Raw genomic sequence first — 17357 nt, 5'->3', positions numbered from 1 at the left:
GTTGACGTTTAGTTTTTATCGGTCGAATTCAACTCATCGAGCGCCGCCAATATTCGCTCGGGGGTCATTGGCATATGCCGCACGCGAACGCCGATGGCGTCGAATATCGCATTTGCAATTGCGGGGGCCGTCGGTGAGGTCGTCGCTTCCGAGAAGCCTTTTGCTTGATACGGCCCGTCAAACTGGGGGATCTCGACGATGTGCGTCGAGACGAAATCGTTTGACGGCGCATCCTTCGCGGTGAGGAAGCGATACGAGGAAAAATCAGCGTTGCGAATGCTACCCTCGCTCAGCTGGAATTCTTCCGACAGCGCCTGGCCAAGACCCATCGAAAGAGCCGCATGCATCTGGCCCTCGCAGGACATCGGATTGATGGCACGGCCAACGTCGTTCGCAATCGCTATCTTTTCGAGTTTGACTTCGCCGGTTTCGGTATTGACCGCGATTTCAACAGCCTGCGCCGCTCTCGTGCAGAACGAGAAGATTTTGCGCATTCCGTCGTCGGCGGCGTGACCAGTCTCTGGGTCAATTTTGCTCGATGGGACAGTGAACGTCGCCTTGCCAAGCAATTCGCCGCCTGTCGGGAGGAAAGAGCCCGTGAAGAACACCGTGCGGAAAAGTTCGCGGACGGCCATGAAGCGATCAGGATTATCCTTCACGAAGACCTTCATGCCGGCCAGATCAAGCTCTTCCGGGCTTGCCTGCATCACCTCAGCCGCCATCTTCAGTATCTGGCCCTTAACATCTTCGCAGGCCATTAGAACCGCATTGCCTGCGGCAAACGTGATACGGCTCGAGCCGGTCAGTTGGTCGTAAGGCGTGATCCAGGTATCGACTTCAGCCGTCTTCACCCTATCTGGACGAACTTTGAAGAATTCGGCCGCAATTTGGATAAGAGTCGTCGAACTACCCTGGCCGATGTTGCCGGCGCTGTGTCGAATTTCGACGGTCTCGTCATTGTGAATTTTCACGATCGCTGAGGAGGCCGATGGAGCGACGCTATCCTTGTTAGCAAAAGCGATGCCGCGTCCTCTTCGCCAAGGCCCCTTCCCTTCCCTGACAAGCGTGCCGTGCTGCTCGAGGCCTTTCTTTATCTCGTCGAGCAACTCGGATCCGGCGACTGAATGCTGAATCTCTCCTGCAGCGTTGATCTCACCTTCTACGAGAATGTTCTTTCTGCGGATCTCGTAGGTGTCCATTCCAATCGCATTAGCAAGTTCGTCGATATGCGATTCCAATGCAAAATGGATTTGCGTGTTACCAAATCCACGATAGGCAACGCCGGGCGGCTGGTTAGTGTAAACAACGTAATTGTCGAGCTTGAAGTTTGGAAACCGATATGAACCAAGCGGGCCATAGCTCGCCTGACGGGTAACCAGGAAGCCGTGCTGCGCGTAAGCGCCGCCGTTGACCAAGACAAACATTTCACAGGACGTGATCGTTCCGTCCTTTCGAACGCCCGATTTGATCTTCATATCGAAGGGATGCTGGACACCAGCCCAACACAGCGACTCCTCGCGGGTATAGACGATCTTGACAGGCCGATTGCCTGCAACGCGCGAGAGCACCGCGCAGAGACCCTCCGCCTTCATCTCGATCTTTCCGCCGAAGCCGCCACCCACGTATTTTGGAATGATCACGCGAATTCGCGAGTGCGGAATATCAAGCGCCTCGCTAATCTGGTTGAGCAGTGGGTAGGCAGCCTGAGATGACGACCAAACAGTAACGTTTCCATCCGCGTCCCACAGAGAGACCGAATTGTGTCTCTCCATGGGGGCGTGCCCCATCATCGCATTCGTATAGGTTCTTTCCAGGACAACGTCGGCCTCTTTGAACCCCTTTTCTACCTCGCCGGTGCGAATGCGATAGTAACCAAAGGCATTGGGATGTTTGGGGTTGTACTGCACCGGTCCAATCGGAACGCGCCGATACCTCTCCTGCTCTTCGTGAACAATCGCGGGCGGATTCGTCTTAAACGCTTCGTGTACGTCAAAGACCGCAGGAAGGTCTTCGTAATCGATTTCGATGAGATCGCAGGCTTGCTCCGCAATAGCTTCGCTATCTGCAGCCACGGCAACGACCGGTTCTCCGATATATCGAACCTTTCCCCGCGCAAGGAGGGGCTCGTCATAGCAGCCGAAGCCGAACAGCGTCTGCGGGCAATCCTTGTCAACAAGCACCGCGTGTACGCCGGCAAGACTTTGTGCGCGGCTAACGTCGATATTGATAATCTTTGCGTGTGGGCGGGTGCTTCTTTTGATCTTGGCCCACAGCATGCGGGGCATTTCAAGATCGATTGCATACTTTCCCAGGCCGGTGACTTTGCCATGCCCTTCTTCGCGGATGACGTTCTTTCCTAGAACCTCAAACTCTGCACTGTCCTTAATGTTATGCATTGGCCCCACTCCGAAGTTCCGCAGCTGCCGCGAGAATGGCTTCGACAATCTTCACGTAACCAGTGCAACGGCAGAAATTGCCGCGAATGGCGTCTCTCACCTCCGCCTCCGACGGGTCCGGATTTCTGCTAAGCAGCGCTTTCGCTGTTAAAATGAGGCCCGGTGAGCAAAAGCCGCACTGTACCGCGCCATGCTCCAAAAACCGGCGCTGAAGCGGATGCAACTCGGACCCGTTCGCGATCCCCTCGATCGTCGTCACGGCTTTGCCATCGACCTGCATCGCCAGCGTAAGACAGGAGCGTACTAGCTCGCCATCGACCATCACGGTGCAGGAACCGCAAACGCCCTCACCACATCCTTCTTTTGTACCGGTGAGGCCAACCCCCAGCCGTAAGACGTCAAGAAGAAGCTCGTTCGGCTCAATCTCCAGAACTTGCTTGCGGCCGTTGATCTCTATGTTAAGTGCTCTTCGCATTTTTTTCTCGCTCACCTAAGCGTGGCCAATGCGGCCGGCTGCAGCTTGAAGTGCATCGCGTACATAGACTGCAACAAGACGGCGTCGATATTCCGCGGATGCGTAGACATCGCTATCAGGAGCGCAATCCTCGGCAGCGATCAGTGCGGCATTGTGGATCGCTTTCTCGTCGAGTTTTGCACCAACCAGGGCTTTTTCAGCCCGCGTCAAGCGGATGGGCGTTTCGGCTGAGCCTGCCAGCGATATGCTGGCACTCGTACATCCCTTCCCATTGGCTGTGAGAGAAACACCAACCGCGATGAGCGGCGTTTCCATGGCAGCGCGCCCCGCGTGAGCAAGATAGGCCATACCGACCGGCTCCTTGGGTAGCGGTATCCTGATTTCGCGGACAAGTTCGGCCTCTTCGAGGGCCGTGGACATGTGACCGAGGAAGAACTTGTCGATTGGCAGCGTCCTCTCGCCTTTTGGATTCGAGATTACGAGCTCGGCGCCAAGTGCCAACAGGGCGGCTGAGGGATCACTGGCTGTATGACCTACACAAATGTTACCTACGACAGTTGCCCAGTTTCTCACCGCGGTCGTTGCGATGCGGGCAATGGCCTCAGAAAGCAAAGGCAATTTTTCCGCTACGTCGGACGACCTCAAAACGTCGGTAGACGTAGCGGTTGCGCCAATCTGCAGCACATCCTTGTCGCATTTTACGTATCGGAGCCCTGGAATCGATTTAACGTCGATCAGGCAATCAGGTGACATGATACGAAATTTCATGACGCGTAACAGCGACACGCCACCAGCAATTAGCTTCCCCCCGTCGGGATTCGCCGCCAAAGCTGCACAGGCCTCGCCTATGCTCTTTGGCGCCAGGTAATCGAACTTGGGTAGCGCCATGTCGCTCTCCTGTCACTAGGCAACTTTCGCCGCGGTTACCGATCCATCGGTCCTCGTAAGATGAGCGTTGAACCAACCGATGGTCTCTCGCATCACAACTTCATAGACCGGTGGATTCACGAACTCATAGACATCGTAGTGGTCCGCGTCGGGGATCGTAACGAGCTTCTTTGGCTCGTTCGCCTTTGCAAACATGGAGTAGCATTCATCGATTGGCACAAGGCCGTCCCGCTCCGTATGGATAAACAGAATCGGCCTGGGAGATATTGCGTGCACGTAATCTTCGGGAATGTGACGCATCGTAGCTTCGGCGTTTTCAAGAGGATAACCCTCGGCGTACCTTTCGGCCGCCTTCACCTTCTCCTGAATAACCTGTCGCGAGTGAGGGTCGCCTGGCATAAGTTCGGTCACATCAACACGGCGCGACTTTCCCGTAAGCACTCGCTGAACGCGGTCTTCAGCGAGAACGTTCTGAAACTTAAGCCATTCCCAATGCTTCCTTAGGCTCTTCATCCAGCGGTAGCCATTCGCCACCGGAACGACAGAAACTATGCATACAACGCGTTCATCGGTGGCCGCGGCCACGACCACATTACCCCCGCCGAACGACGTGCCGTAAAGTGCGATCTGGTTTGCATCTACCGATGGAATAGTGGTCATGTAAGTGACGGCGTTACGGATATCCTCGACCTGCTCCGTCGGCATCAAGCGCGCCACAATGCCCTCGCTCTTACCAAATCCACGGTGATCGAAAGTGAGCGCAACGTATCCGTGCTTCGCCAACCGTTCCGGAACGGGCAGCAGATAAACGTCTTTCATGCCCGTATAGCCGTGGCAGCAGATCACCGTGGGGCGCACTTCACCAGGCTTCAAATCATCGGGTTCATACAAGAGCCCGCTGAGCTTAAGACCTTCACTGTAAAATGAGACTTCCGTTACTTTGGCCATGGTCATACCTTTCTAAATTGCGCCGCTCAGGCTGCGTTCGCTTGAAGAGTAGCTAGAAGATTCTCGAAGAACCGATCGGCAATCTTCTTGCTTGTATTGGTGATCAGTCGCTGTCCCAGTTGCGCAATCTTTCCGTTAATGTTGGCATCTGCCTCATAGACGAGCTTTGTTCCGCCATCCTCGTCAGCAGTCAGCCTTACAAACGCTCCGCCCTTCGCAAATCCGGCGATGCCGCCGTCGCCCTCCCCGCTGATGCGGTAACCATTCGGCGGATCCTGATCTTCGAGCTTTACTTTGCCCCGGAAGCGAGTTTTCAGCGGTCCCAGTTCGAGCCGGACTATTGCAGCAAAGATGCCGTCCTCCCGCTGTTCCAACTCTTCACAGCCCGGAATGCATTTGCGAAGAATCTCTGGATCGTTGAGCGCTGCATACACAGCGTCTTGTCTGAAGGGCAGCTTGTATTCTCCAGAAATCAGAATCGCCATATTACCTCTCCGTCGTCCCAGACCTAAGTTCACGCTATTCAGCGGTCCAACCACCATCCAACATCAGGGACGATCCTGTCATCAGGCTTGATGCATCACTCGCTAGGAACACAAAGCCCCCCATTACGTCGTCCACGCGTCCCAGACGCTTGAGCTTTATCTTCTCCAGCACCTGGCGCCTGAAATCGACGTCGCTAAGGAATTCTCTGGTCATGGGTGTTTCGACGAACGTAGGGCAGATAGTATTGACGCGAATTCCGCGCGGCCCGAATTCAACCGCCATAGCCCTTGTCATCCCCTCCATCGCCCACTTCGAGGTGCAATAGAGAGTCCGATTGGCAGCGCCAACGTGCCCCATTTGTGATGAGACATTAATGATAGAGCCTGGCCGGTCCGCCGAAATCAACCGCTGGGCAAACAATCGGGCAGCAAAGAATGCAGCTTTGACATTGAGCCCCATAACAGCGTCGTAATCGTCAACGGTGAGCTCAATCATAGGTTTTGGCCGATTCATTCCTGCGTTGTTAACGAGAATGTCGTGAACCGGCTGAGCCTCGATTGCGCGAGTCAGTTGATCAATATCCGTTACATCGATAGTGAGCGCCTCGGCCGAGCCCCCCACAAGCTTGATCGCCTCGACCGCATTATCCAGTTCCTTCGCCGTCCGCGACACAAGCGTGACATGCGCACCCGCCGTTGACAGAGCGACTGCAGCCGCTAGCCCTATCCCCCGGCCGGCACCTGTTATGAGAGCCCGCTTGTTATCGAGACGAAGCGACGGCGTGACTGGTAGAAACATCGTCATTCTGCAGCTGTCGCATAGGGAATGTTACGACCGCCATATCGGCGTACGCGCAGGTTTGCCTGTTCAGCGTGCCCAGCAAAACCTTCGAGCATGCTAAGGCGGGAACAATACTCCCCGATCTTTGCCGACGCTTGATCCGTGTCCACGCGCTGATACGTGCAGGTCTTTAGGAACTTTCCGACCCAAAGCCCCCCCGTGTATCGAGCAGCCTTCATCGTCGGAAGAGTGTGGTTGGTTCCGATCACCTTATCACCGAACGCGACATTCGTTCGCGGCCCGAGGAACAGGGCGCCATAGTTGGTCATATTCTCGAGGAAATAGTTGGGGTCTCTCGTCAACACCTGAACATGCTCCGAGGCAATCCTATCCGCCTCCTCGACCATTTCCCGGTCATCTTTGCAAAGGATCACCTCGCCGTAATCTTCCCAAGCACAACGGGCGACGTCTGCGGTCGGCAGGATCTTGAGCAAGCGTTCGATTTCGGCGAGAGTTTCCCTCGCCAATTTCTCGGATGTCGTCAGCAGAATGGCGGGCGAATTCGGTCCGTGCTCAGCTTGGCCGAGAAGATCGGTTGCACACATTTCGCCGTCGACGGAGTCATCTGCTATCACAAGTGTCTCAGTGGGACCGGCGAACAGGTCGATACCCACCCGCCCGTAGAGCTGTCGCTTCGCTTCGGCCACGAAGGCGTTGCCGGGGCCGACAAGCATGTCAACCGGATCGATTGTTTCAGTGCCTAAGGCAAACGCACCGACGGCCTGTACTCCACCTAGCGCGTAGATAACGTCAGCGCCAGCGAGATACTGAGCTGCCACGATCGCGGGCGCAGGTTTTCCTTGAAATGGTGGCGCGCAGGTAATGACCCTATCGACCCCTGCGACACGCGCTGTGATGATCGACATGTGCGCTGAAGCTAGAAGTGGGTACTTACCTCCCGGCACATAGCAGCCGACCGAATTGATCGGAATATTCTTGTGGCCTAGCCACACCCCGGGCAGAGTCTCGACCTCGAGATCCTGCATCGTCGCACGTTGATGTTGCGCGAAGTTACGAACCTGCTCTTGCGCAAACCGAATGTCGTCCAGATCGCGACTCGACAGCTGCGACACGCAATCTTTGATCTCTTTGTCCGTGAGACGGTAATCGTCGCGCGTCCACCCGTCGAACTTGGTGGATAGCTCGCGTACAGCAACGTTCCCTCTCTTCGCTATGTCGGCGAGAATTGACTCGACTGTCAGCCTGACCCGAGCGTCGTCTTCAGCTCGTGCTTCCGCATCTCGCCCCTTCTTTAATGACTTCACCATTTGAAATTGTCCTTCTAGCAGCGATGAAAATCGCGGCAGCTCTTCAGATCCGGGTCACTTGATAGCTTGAGGGTTAATTGGAGAGCCGGCTCCGCCCGGCAGATGTAACGGCGGAGCGCAGAAGAAAAATTCGTAGACTTTATCTTCCGCGCAATCGGCAGCGAGATCCTTCATGTAGAAGATCTCACCCATCGATATACCCATGGCCGGAATGACAACCCAGTGCCAGGGCTGGTTAGCCTGATCCGTTTCGTTAGGTCTAACCTCGCAACCCCAAGTATCACAGCAGATGCCAGCAACGTCTTTATCCCGCAGCCAGTAACACGTTTCAAAGGCCATACCGGGCGCGTCGCCGCCGGCGTAACCGGACCAATCCCCCTTCGCCAAGCATCGCTCCTGGTGGCCCGTGCGCACTAGGACGAAGTCACCCTTTCGAATTGATACACCTTGCGCCTTGGCACACCCGTCTAAATCTTCGTTCGTGATTCCGTAGCCGTCATCAAGACTTTCCTTACCCTTCCAACGCGCCACATCAAGCAGAACCCCACGACCGACCATCTTGTCGCGGGTATGCTCTATTCCGAGCTTTTTGGCTCCTCGGGCATCAACAAGTTTGGCGCTGTAGCCATTGTACATCTTGTCATCAATGAAGATGTGGCAAAGAGCGTCCCATTGCGTGGACGCTTGGCATGGCATGTTAATGGCATCGTCGGCATACCGAAGATAAGGATAAGGCTCGTCCTGGTTACCAGCGGCGGCATCTGTTCCAGTAGCGAGCATTGTATGGATCGGATTCCATCGGCCACCAAACAGACCCGACTGGATAGGCTCCTTAAGCGAAAGTCCAAGTGAGAATACCTTGCCCTTACGGATCAGCTTTGCAGCGCCAATGATGTCGCTTGGAGTAATATTATTAAGCGTGCCGATTTGGTCGTCATTGCCCCAACGCCCCCAATTGGAAAGCTTCGAGCTGGCTTCCCGTATAGCCTTCTGATTCACCGGTTCGCGCATGGTTGGTCCCTATACTTTTAAGGCGTGAGAAACTTGAGCTCGAGAATTAGAATTTTGCGGTGTTATCTATGGAGACTGGCACTTCGAAGATGGATAAAGTGGGAGGAGACCCATAGCGCTCGGTAAGTGTCTGCTTCCACTTGTCGTCGAAGAATGCGGTGACCTGCTCTCGCGAAGACCACATGTAGAATGCGCCAGCGCGTGTTTCACCATCGAACAGGTATTGCTTGCTAAGCAGCCCTGGCAGGCCGCAAAATCGCGGCGCGGACTGCTCGAAGGATTCTGCGATCTGCGGCAACGTTGTGCCGGACGGCACCCAGAACAGCACTAGGGCTGCGATCATAGCTTCCTCCTCCATGGCTAGCTGCAGCCGAATAGTTTCGGTCTTCTCAGCACCAGAATTTGACGTGTTGCAAAACCGTCAAATTTGATCGTGCTTACCTAGAGGAAAATAGCCTGTGTCGGCCAATACCTTTTGAGTAGGAGCCCATAACACAATTATATCGAAGCAAGGAGTGCTGCCCGCGCACAATGCGGTCATCAGAAACAAGAGCGACATACCCGCGCCAAAGAGCCGAATTTTACCGAAAGGAGGTTGAAATGGGTTGAGCAAACAGTGCAGGCGACGATGAACAGTCGTAGCGTAGGCGGATTGGCCTTTTGGTTTGTTTCTCCTACTAAACGCTATCGGATATATTTCTCTTTCAGTGATGACGCCGTTTACCGCAGGACGTCACGTGATGATCAATCACGCAAGAAGATGATGTGGCCTTGCAGTCCGTCGGAAGAAACCGCCAAACGCCATGCTTTTGTTGTCGGCGTACCTGATAGCAACTCGGCAAAGAATGGCACGTTCATCACCGGCTCAACCGCTTGATCGAAACGCAATGAGATGACTCATCTCTATAGTCCCGTATTATTGCGCGGAGCCGGATGACGCCCACCGCTGTTCAGACTTTTGTTGATCGAGCACGACGCCGGCGCCGATGTAGCCGGGTAAACCCGTGATATTGCCTCCCGGATGTGACGATGAACCGCACAAATAGAGATTCGTCAAAAACGTGCGGTAGTTTCCAGCTCCTTCAAACGGCCGGTTAAGTCCAACCTGCCCGTGTTTAAACGCGCCAATCAAAACATCGGATTCGTACATGTTCGGGTTATCGCGCTGTCTTGTATGGACTACGCGAGAATCTGTCGATCGTAGACCTGCGCAAGTTCGATGCGTAGTCGCACCACATGTCGAACATTCGTCGTGCGTGATTCGACTTCTCCGCAACCCAGTTCTCTGGATTACCGAGAAGTTTGTATGGCGTTTTCTCACACATGAACGCGGTCTGGTAGCCAGGCGGAGCTTGGGACGGATCCAGCGCTGTCGGTGTATCGCCCCAAAGAACCGAAGGACCGATTGTTCCATCATCATGGTGCGGTCGATGTCCATGATGACCATGAGCGATTTCTGCACTTCAGGGTGTTTGTCCGATACCTTGTATATCAGAGGCTCCTCCATATTCAGGTGAAGAGTGAATAGCGGTCCCAGCGTATTGCATTTGAAATTCTCCGCTTTCTTTTGCCAGCCAGCTGGCAGTTGCGAAGTTTCCATCAAGTCGAGAAACGTCAACTGTGGGTTGAGGCTTGGGACCACGAATTTTCCGGCTCGGATGATCTCGCCGCTGACGAGTTCGACGCCGATGGCATCTCCGTTCTCGATGAGAACACGTTTCACGGCTGCATTTGAACGCACAACCCCGCCGGCCTCTTCGATACATCTCGTCAAAGCCCTTGCGAGGGAAATTGCACCGCCTCGGCAAGTCTGAACTTTCGCGGGAGTCGCAAATAGCGACGGAAGATGATGACCGAAGCCCTTGGCCCGAAGATCGACTTCGCACATCCCATTAATGAAAAGGATGGCACCCTGGATCGCTGAATGATGGAACTCGCGCTTGACGAACTCATACGGCGATAACTCACTCACCTGAAGCAACAATCGCCCGTCTGCTGTTTTCTCCAGTTTCTCGCGGCGCGCTCCCGCAGACACGGGTGGCGACGATGCTTCCGGGCGGAGGATGTCCCGTGAGATCGGGATAAATCTGTCTCGCCAATATCTGAGCTTGTCCGCATCCTTCTTGTTGATGGTAGCGAACGAGCGATATGTCTGCTCGAAATCGTTTCACCATTGCAGCATACCACCGTCCCGATGCAACACTGAAACATAGAGATCGTTATCGATGTATTCCACGCCATGCCGATGAAGCTCCAAGTCGGAGAACCAGGGCATGTTAGGTAGACCGCGATGAAAATATGAATGCAGATTATGAAGAAATCCGGGATGCTTCGCATCCTCGACGGCCGAAAGCCCACCACCAATCACCGGCGATGCGTCCAGTGAAATGACTTTGAAACCCGCTCGAGCAAGATACGCTTGAGTGATCAAGCCATTGTGGCCGGCTCCAATAACGATCCCATCGCATGTGTCATTCATCGACTATTGCCCCGTGTCGTGGCTGCCAAGATCCGGTTACGCTGCGCTCGCTGGACCGTCGCCTGCCCCATGGAATTGCGCCCGCAGGATGTTAACCCGAGGCTGAAGGCGCGCTACAGCCTCGTCCTTTACGGGACCGAAACCTCTTATGTCGTCCGGATAGGAGACAAGCGCGACTGCGGCTTTATGGTTCGCTTTACATAGGCAAGAAAGAACCTCATCGATTAACCGAACGTATTGATCGCGAAGCCGCCGCTCAATCTGACGTTCACGCGTCCAGCCGAACGGATCCAGCACGGTGCCTCGTAGCACCTTTCCTCGCGCGAGCAGGCGCAAGATCGGCAACAAGCGGCGCGCCGAAAATGCTCTCTTACGCGGGCGACCCGTCGCCGGATCGCGGCCGAAGAGCAGCGGGGGCGCCAAATGCAACTTCAACGCGCCGCCATCGAACGTTCTCTGAACGCCGTTCCAAAAAGAAGCGTCTGTCAACAACCTGGCAACCTCATACTCGTCCTTGTAGGCCATCAGTTTGAAAAGGTTTCGCGCAACCGCCTCGGTCAACTTGGTCGAACCGGCAGAGATTTTTTCTTCCGCCGTGCGCACGCGACCAACAAGATCCTCGAAAGACGCTGCATAGGCCGGCCCCTGATAGGCGCGAAGCGTTTTGGTACGAAGGTCGATACGTGCTTGCAGAGAACCGACCGGTTCAGGTGCGGAGGTGGCGACATGCTCGGGGGATCGCAACATTTCCTTGGCGACATCCTCATTGGACACGCTGAGCCGGCCAAGACGAAACGCCTGCAGCGTTGACTCAACAGCCGACCCATTCAGCCGGATCGCGCGTTCGATCGCCTCCGCGGACACCGGCAGAACGCCGGTCTGAAAAGCCGCTCCGATAAGGATCATGTTGGCCGCAATCGGATCGCCGAAGGCGCGCTGGGCCAACTCATGCGCGGAAACGTGCGTCAGCGGATGACCTGCTCGCGCCTCAAGGCGGCGAACGAGGCTTTCGGCGCCCAGGTCGATATTCGCGTTTTCATGGAATTTCTGCGTCGCGGGAACATAGCCATCGGCAATGATTGCGGTGCGGGCGCTCACCGTCTTTAATGCCTCGAGCTGCGTCGCGGCAACCAGATCCGACGCGATCAGCAAATCGGCATCCTCAAGGCCGAGCCGCAGCGGCGCAATGTCTTGAGGCGTCTCAGACACCCGAAGATGGCTGTAGACCGCTCCGCCTTTTTGAGCGAGCCCCGTCATGTCGTAGATGCCGACGCCGCGCCCTTCGAGATGCGCGGCCATGCCCAGAATCGCCGACGCCGTCACCACACCAGTCCCTCCGATTCCGGCCATCAATATGCCCACGGGTAAACTGCCCGGCGTCCTTCCAGGAGGCATCGGCAACCGCGCGACCGCTTCGTCAAAATTGGCTCGCTCGGGTTTCCGGAGATGCGCTCCTTCGAGCGAGACAAAAGACGGGCAAAAACCGTCCAGGCAGGACATGTCGCTATTGCAGCTTGCCTGATCGATGCGCCGCTTGCGGCCAAATTCGGTTTCAAGCGGCTGCACCGACATGCAGTTCGACGCGCGCGAGCAATCGCCACAGCCTTCGCAAACGGCGGGATTGATCACGACGTGCTTAGCAGCGGTCGGAACTTGTCCCCGCTTGCGACGCTTGCGCTTCTCGGTCGCACAGATCTGCACGTATACGATGACCGTCGTGCCTGGAATTTCGCGAAGTTCCTTCTGCACATTCTCCATTTGAGTGCGGTCAACGACCGGGATATCCCGCGGCAACGACTCCTGCGATCGCACCGCCTCCGGATCTTCAGCCACAACAACGACGCGCTTCGCACCCTCGAGCAACACCTGACGAACCATGTCGCCGATCGACAATCCGCTCTCGATCGTTTGGCCACCCGTCATCGCCACGATGTCATTGGCAAGGATCTTGAACGTTACGTTGGCGTTCGAACTTGCCGAAGCGCGGATCGCCAGTGAGCCGGAATGGGAAAACGTACCGTCACCCAGGTTGACGAAGACGTGCTTCATATCGGTGAAATGCGAGAGGCCGATCCAGTTCACCCCCTCCGCGCCCATATGCGTGCAAGGCAACGGGTTGCGATCCATGAACTGAACGAGGCCGTGGCAGCCGATTCCGGCCACACCGAAGGAGCCTTCCGGCAGCTTGGTCGAGCGGTTGTGCGGGCAGCCCGAACAAAACACCGGCCGGCGGGCGAGCGGCCCCACTTCGATCCGGTTCCACAAAGCAATGCGTGCGGCTATTCCACCCAGCGCGGTGGCTATCCGAGACTTGTTTTCGTCGGCTTCCAGAACAGCAACTATGCGACGTCCGAGTGCGGACGCGACGACGGCCGCATCCAGCGGTTCGTCGAGCGGCAGCAGAGCTTCGCCGTCGGGGGTGTGCTTGCCTGAAATCCGTGGCCGGCGCTCCAGATGATACAGCAAGGTGGCCGCTTGAAGCTCCATGTGCGGCCGCTTCTCTTCCACGAACAGCAGTTCCTTGGCGTCGGCCGCAAAGCCGGTCAGCGGTTGAGGATCGAGCGGATAAATCAGCCCCACCTTCAGAACGCCGATTCCCAATTTGCGCGCTCCAGCATCGTCGATGCCAAGCAGACGCAAAGCATCGATGACATCTTGAAAGGCTTTGCCCGCCGTGACGATACCGAGACTCGATGGCCGCTCCGCGCCAAACGCTATCCTGTCTATGGCATTGCGGCGGGAGAACTCATGAACGCGCGGCAGCTTGTTTCGGACCATGCGCTGGTCTTGCGCCGCGACCGCCAGCATTTCCACACGAATGCTGACGTCGTTGCGCGGCGAAGCATCGCCGGCGAGAATCGGACGGACCGCGGCGAGAGAGAAATCGACGGTCTGGGTGCAATCCGCCGTCTCGTTGACAAGCTTCAGCCCAACGAGCAGTCCGCATTCGCGCGACATCGCGAAGCCGGCAAGACCAAACTTGAAAATATCCTGCACATCCGACGGGTACAGGATCGGCACTTCGTGGGCGGCCAGCGCGAGGTCGCTCTGGTGGGCGAGTGACGACGATTTACCTGCGTGATCGTCGCCAAAAGCAAGCAGTACGCCACCGTTGGGATGTGTGCCGGACATATTGGCATGTTTGATAGCGTCGCCCGAACGATCAACGCCAGGACCTTTGCCGTACCACATTGCAAATACGCCATCGAAGCGCCGTCCCGGAACGAAGTCGAGTTGCTGGCTTCCCCAAACGGCAGTCATGGCAAGGTCTTCGTTGAGGCCCGGCTCAAAAACGATGTCCGCCGCTTTCAACCGATCGGTGATCTTCAAAAGCTCATTGTCCACCGTTCCAAGCGGCGAGCCACGGTAACCGGAGATATATCCGGCGGTTCGCAATCCACGACTGCGATCGATCTCCCTTTGCAGCAAAGGTACTCTTGCCAATGCCTGCTTTCCGGTGATCAAGATCGTGCCGTCCAGCAACTCGAATTTGTCTGACAAAGAAACTTCACGCATCGTCGGAAAACTCCGCAAACTGTTGTTCATTCTGCGGGATTGCCGCCACATCGACGCCGGACGCTGGTGGGACCGCCGGCGCCATGGCGAGATGTTCGATCGCGCGCGCCCGAAAATTTTGATCGGTGAGAGCCGTCGCGTGACCCGGCCCGGGTACACTGATGGCCATTCCGTCCGGGAAAAGAGCCGCTACGCCGTTGGGAGAACCGGCCAGTTTGTCGTGGTCGCCCACGATCACAAGGGTGGGCGCGGTGACGGTAGACAAGCGTCGGGTTTCAAAGGTTGTTGTTTGGCCGCGAAGACAGGACGCCAGCACCCCGAGATCGTTGAAAGAGCGGGAGGCAGCATGTTCCCGGAAACGGATGGCGTAGGCTGGCAGCATGGGAGCGGCTCCATCCGCCGCATTCGGATCAGAATGATCGAGGGCGTCGGCGAATTCTGGCGCCAGCCCGACCGTCGTCACGATCCGCTCGCCCATTCCTCCCAAAACCAATCTATCGATCCGGCCGGGGCACGCGAGCGCCAGGGTCATCGCAACATGCGCGCCCATCGAATAGCCGACCAGACCAACCGGCGCATCGGCCCAGCATGCCCGACAGAGCGCGATGAGATCGGCTGAAAACGCCTCGAGCCGATAGCTGGCCGGTTCACGCAACTTCACGCTGCGCCCGTGCCCTCTCATATCCGGGGCGACGACGTCATATCCGACCGCGGCCAATGCGTTGAACCAGCCCGTCGCGACCCAATCCGAACACGCATCGGAAGCAAAGCCGTGCAGCAGAAGAACAGGCCGGCCTTTGCCTGCGCGCACATAGGACAGATGAATCGGCTCTCCTGCGGCCATCCCCGGAATTTCCAGCGTCAAACGCACGGGTTGTTCGATCACTTCGTCAGACGGCATGAGAACCCGCCGGATGGTTTGCGGTACTGCGATCGTTGACGGACCCGCGTGAATGATGGCGACGTTGTGCGGCTAGTTTCTCGATCATCGCAGCGGCGGCGATTGCGGTCTCATCGCGTCCGGGCGCGGCCCCGATCTGCAACCCGATCGGGAAAGCATGTGGATCCGATCGCCACCACGGCACGGAAAGTGCCGGGCCATGCGTGAGATTGAAGAAGGGCGTGAACGGACACCAAGCGAGCCAATCGCTATCCGATATGGAGGATGCAGCATCGACGCGTGGCGGAAGACACGGCATGGTCGGGGTCAGAAGAATATCGACGTCGTTGATCAACAACATCGCCGCCCTGCTTGCGATTTCCTCGCGACGTCGCAGCAGTTGAAGTAACTGCTCGGTACCGAGACCCCGCAACGGTTCCAGGAAATCCAGCAGGGCGGGATCGAGCTCGCTCTGTCTATCTTGAGGGACTTGTGACACCGCGTAGGCACAGCCCAGGCGATAGAGCGAACCGACGATGTCCCGCGCTTCATCCAGCGGAACCTTGACTGCTGTGATCTTCCATTCCGAAGAAAGTGCGGCAAGCGCCTCGTCCCATGCCCGCCTCAAGTCCGGATCCAGGTGGTGAACCACATCATCGGGAATACCGATACGGAGCCTTGGCCCACTGACATATCTTTCGCGCGAAGTCCTATTGAGTGACGTCCAATCGGATGCGGCAGCGCCGCTCATCACCGAAGCCGCGAGCGCGGCATCTGCCACAGTCCGGGTAATGGGCCCGATGTGCGGAAGCTGCGAGAATGCCGCCGGATAAGGATCAAGCGGAATTTCTCCAAAAGTTGGCTTGTATCCGACCGTACCGCAAAATGCCGCCGGAATGCGAACGGATCCGGCAGCGTCGGTGCCTATTCCGATGATTCCCAGTCCCGATGCGATTGCCGCCGCAGCGCCCCCGCTACTTCCACCGGCGCAAAGAGCGAGATCGAGTGGATTCCGCGTGACCCCGCCAAACGGACTGTCGGTGAGACCTTTCCAGGCGAATTCGGGCGTGGTGGTCTTGCCGAGAAAAACGGCGCCGGCCGCGCGAAGGCGCGAAATAGAGACGGCGTCGGCGGACACAGGGTTCTCGGATGTGGTGCGAGAACCGCGCCGTGTCGGCCACCCCGCAACATTGAGCGTATCCTTGATCGTGACAGGTATGCCGTCCAATGGGCCGAGCGGTTCGCCTCGGCTGTATCGCGCCTCCGATGCGCGCGCCATGCTCATCGCAACAGCAATATCGACCAGAACGAAAGCGTTCACAGCCTGATCCAGATTCGCGATGGCTGTGAGTTGCGCTTGCGTCAATTCGACAGGCGAGATTTCGCCTCGCTTGTAGCGATCATGGAGCCGCGACGCTTCTCCCTCAATCGACATAGACTTGGTCCCGCGCTGCCGCATAGTCCGCTGCACCGCCGAGATAGGCTTGGCTCAATCGCGGATCCGCGGAGAGCGACGCGCTCGTGCCTTCCAGAACAATCCGGCCGACTTCGAGAACGTAGCCCCGATCCGCGACGGACAAGGCGAGCCGTGCATTCTGCTCGACCAAAATGATCGTAAGACCCTCGGTCTTGAGTTGGCCGATAACCTGGAGAATCTCATGAACGATGAGCGGGGCAAGCCCGATGGACGGTTCGTCCAGCATCAACAGGCGGGGCTCAGCCATCAGCGCCCGGCCGATAGCAAGCATCTGCTGCTCGCCGCCGGACAATGTCGCCGCTTTTTGCCGACGGCGCTCCGCGAGGATCGGAAAAAGCGCGTAGATTCTGTCCAGCGCATTCGCTAGCGCACCGGTTCGATAACCGCCAAGCCGCAAATTGACTTCGACCGCAAGACTTCCGAACAGCTCCCGCCGTTCTGGAACCAAGACGACACCACGACCGACAAGCTGCTCCGGGCGGAGGCCGGTCAGCTCCTCGCCGTCGAGTGTAATGTGTCCGGCACGAGGAGGTGCAAGACCCATGATGCCGTTGAGCAACGTTGTCTTTCCAGCTCCATTGGCGCCAAGGACCGTGACAAGCTCGCCAGACTTGACGTTCAGGTCGAGAGCTTCAATGACCGTCGCACGGCCATAGCCAACATTTAATCCGCTGACACGCAGGTCCGGCATGA

At 56.9% G+C, this 17357-nt stretch carries 16 protein-coding genes; all 16 read right to left on the bottom strand.

What is annotated here, in order from left to right; all coding sequences use genetic code 11:
- Window positions 1-8: 8 nt before the first annotated feature.
- Window positions 9-2396, bottom strand: coding sequence for a xanthine dehydrogenase family protein molybdopterin-binding subunit (locus AC1RKJ_RS18195; protein ID WP_492792315.1), 2388 nt, complete (start codon window positions 2394-2396; stop codon window positions 9-11).
- Window positions 2389-2871 carry a (2Fe-2S)-binding protein gene (locus tag AC1RKJ_RS18190; RefSeq protein WP_492792790.1) on the bottom strand — a complete coding sequence of 161 codons (483 nt, stop codon included), beginning with the start codon at window positions 2869-2871 and terminating at the stop codon, window positions 2389-2391. Before AC1RKJ_RS18190 ends, AC1RKJ_RS18195 begins: the two co-directional genes overlap by 8 nt.
- A 15-nt stretch (window positions 2872-2886) precedes the next feature.
- On the bottom strand, window positions 2887-3759 hold the full coding sequence (locus AC1RKJ_RS18185) for an FAD binding domain-containing protein (RefSeq protein WP_492792314.1): 873 nt from the start codon (window positions 3757-3759) through the stop codon (window positions 2887-2889).
- A gap of 15 nt (window positions 3760-3774) precedes the next feature.
- Complete coding sequence (locus tag AC1RKJ_RS18180; protein ID WP_492792313.1) at window positions 3775-4707, bottom strand: alpha/beta hydrolase; 933 nt, start codon at window positions 4705-4707, stop codon at window positions 3775-3777.
- A 26-nt stretch (window positions 4708-4733) separates the two neighbouring features.
- A complete protein-coding gene (locus tag AC1RKJ_RS18175; protein WP_492792312.1) occupies window positions 4734-5192 on the bottom strand; it encodes an SRPBCC family protein in 459 nt (152 codons plus the stop codon).
- Between the two features lie 34 nt (window positions 5193-5226).
- Window positions 5227-5997, bottom strand: a complete 771-nt coding sequence (locus AC1RKJ_RS18170) for an SDR family NAD(P)-dependent oxidoreductase (protein WP_492792311.1) — start codon at window positions 5995-5997, stop codon at window positions 5227-5229.
- Entirely contained in the window at window positions 5994-7301 is a 1308-nt protein-coding gene (hisD, locus tag AC1RKJ_RS18165; RefSeq protein WP_492792310.1) for a histidinol dehydrogenase, read from the bottom strand. The genes AC1RKJ_RS18170 and hisD overlap by 4 nt, the downstream gene beginning before the upstream one ends.
- A 54-nt stretch (window positions 7302-7355) precedes the next feature.
- Window positions 7356-8312 carry a cyclase family protein gene (locus AC1RKJ_RS18160; protein WP_492792309.1) on the bottom strand — a complete coding sequence of 319 codons (957 nt, stop codon included), beginning with the start codon at window positions 8310-8312 and terminating at the stop codon, window positions 7356-7358.
- A gap of 46 nt (window positions 8313-8358) precedes the next feature.
- On the bottom strand, window positions 8359-8655 hold the full coding sequence (locus AC1RKJ_RS18155) for a hypothetical protein (protein WP_492792308.1): 297 nt from the start codon (window positions 8653-8655) through the stop codon (window positions 8359-8361).
- 401 nt (window positions 8656-9056) lie between these two features.
- Complete coding sequence (locus tag AC1RKJ_RS18150) at window positions 9057-9200, bottom strand: hypothetical protein (RefSeq protein ID WP_492792307.1); 144 nt, start codon at window positions 9198-9200, stop codon at window positions 9057-9059.
- Between the two features lie 28 nt (window positions 9201-9228).
- Window positions 9229-10296 carry a phytoene desaturase family protein gene (locus tag AC1RKJ_RS18145; protein ID WP_492792306.1) on the bottom strand — a complete coding sequence of 356 codons (1068 nt, stop codon included), beginning with the start codon at window positions 10294-10296 and terminating at the stop codon, window positions 9229-9231.
- Between the two features lie 183 nt (window positions 10297-10479).
- Window positions 10480-10791: an NAD(P)-binding protein gene (locus AC1RKJ_RS18140; protein WP_492792305.1), complete on the bottom strand. Its 312-nt coding sequence runs from the start codon at window positions 10789-10791 to the stop codon at window positions 10480-10482.
- A gap of 36 nt (window positions 10792-10827) precedes the next feature.
- Window positions 10828-14337 carry an indolepyruvate ferredoxin oxidoreductase family protein gene (locus AC1RKJ_RS18135; protein ID WP_492792304.1) on the bottom strand — a complete coding sequence of 1170 codons (3510 nt, stop codon included), beginning with the start codon at window positions 14335-14337 and terminating at the stop codon, window positions 10828-10830.
- Complete coding sequence (locus tag AC1RKJ_RS18130; RefSeq protein ID WP_492792303.1) at window positions 14300-15208, bottom strand: alpha/beta fold hydrolase; 909 nt, start codon at window positions 15206-15208, stop codon at window positions 14300-14302. The genes AC1RKJ_RS18135 and AC1RKJ_RS18130 overlap by 38 nt, the downstream gene beginning before the upstream one ends.
- A complete protein-coding gene (locus AC1RKJ_RS18125) occupies window positions 15198-16622 on the bottom strand; it encodes an amidase (RefSeq protein WP_492792302.1) in 1425 nt (474 codons plus the stop codon). The genes AC1RKJ_RS18130 and AC1RKJ_RS18125 overlap by 11 nt, the downstream gene beginning before the upstream one ends.
- Window positions 16612-17355, bottom strand: a complete 744-nt coding sequence (locus AC1RKJ_RS18120; RefSeq protein ID WP_492792301.1) for an ABC transporter ATP-binding protein — start codon at window positions 17353-17355, stop codon at window positions 16612-16614. The genes AC1RKJ_RS18125 and AC1RKJ_RS18120 overlap by 11 nt, the downstream gene beginning before the upstream one ends.
- Window positions 17356-17357: the final 2 nt, after the last annotated feature.

The sequence above is a fragment of the Afipia sp. GW822-FHT04G07 genome (assembly GCF_058800765.1).
Note: the sequence above shows the minus strand (reverse complement) of the source record. Positions and strands in the feature narration are given on the sequence as shown.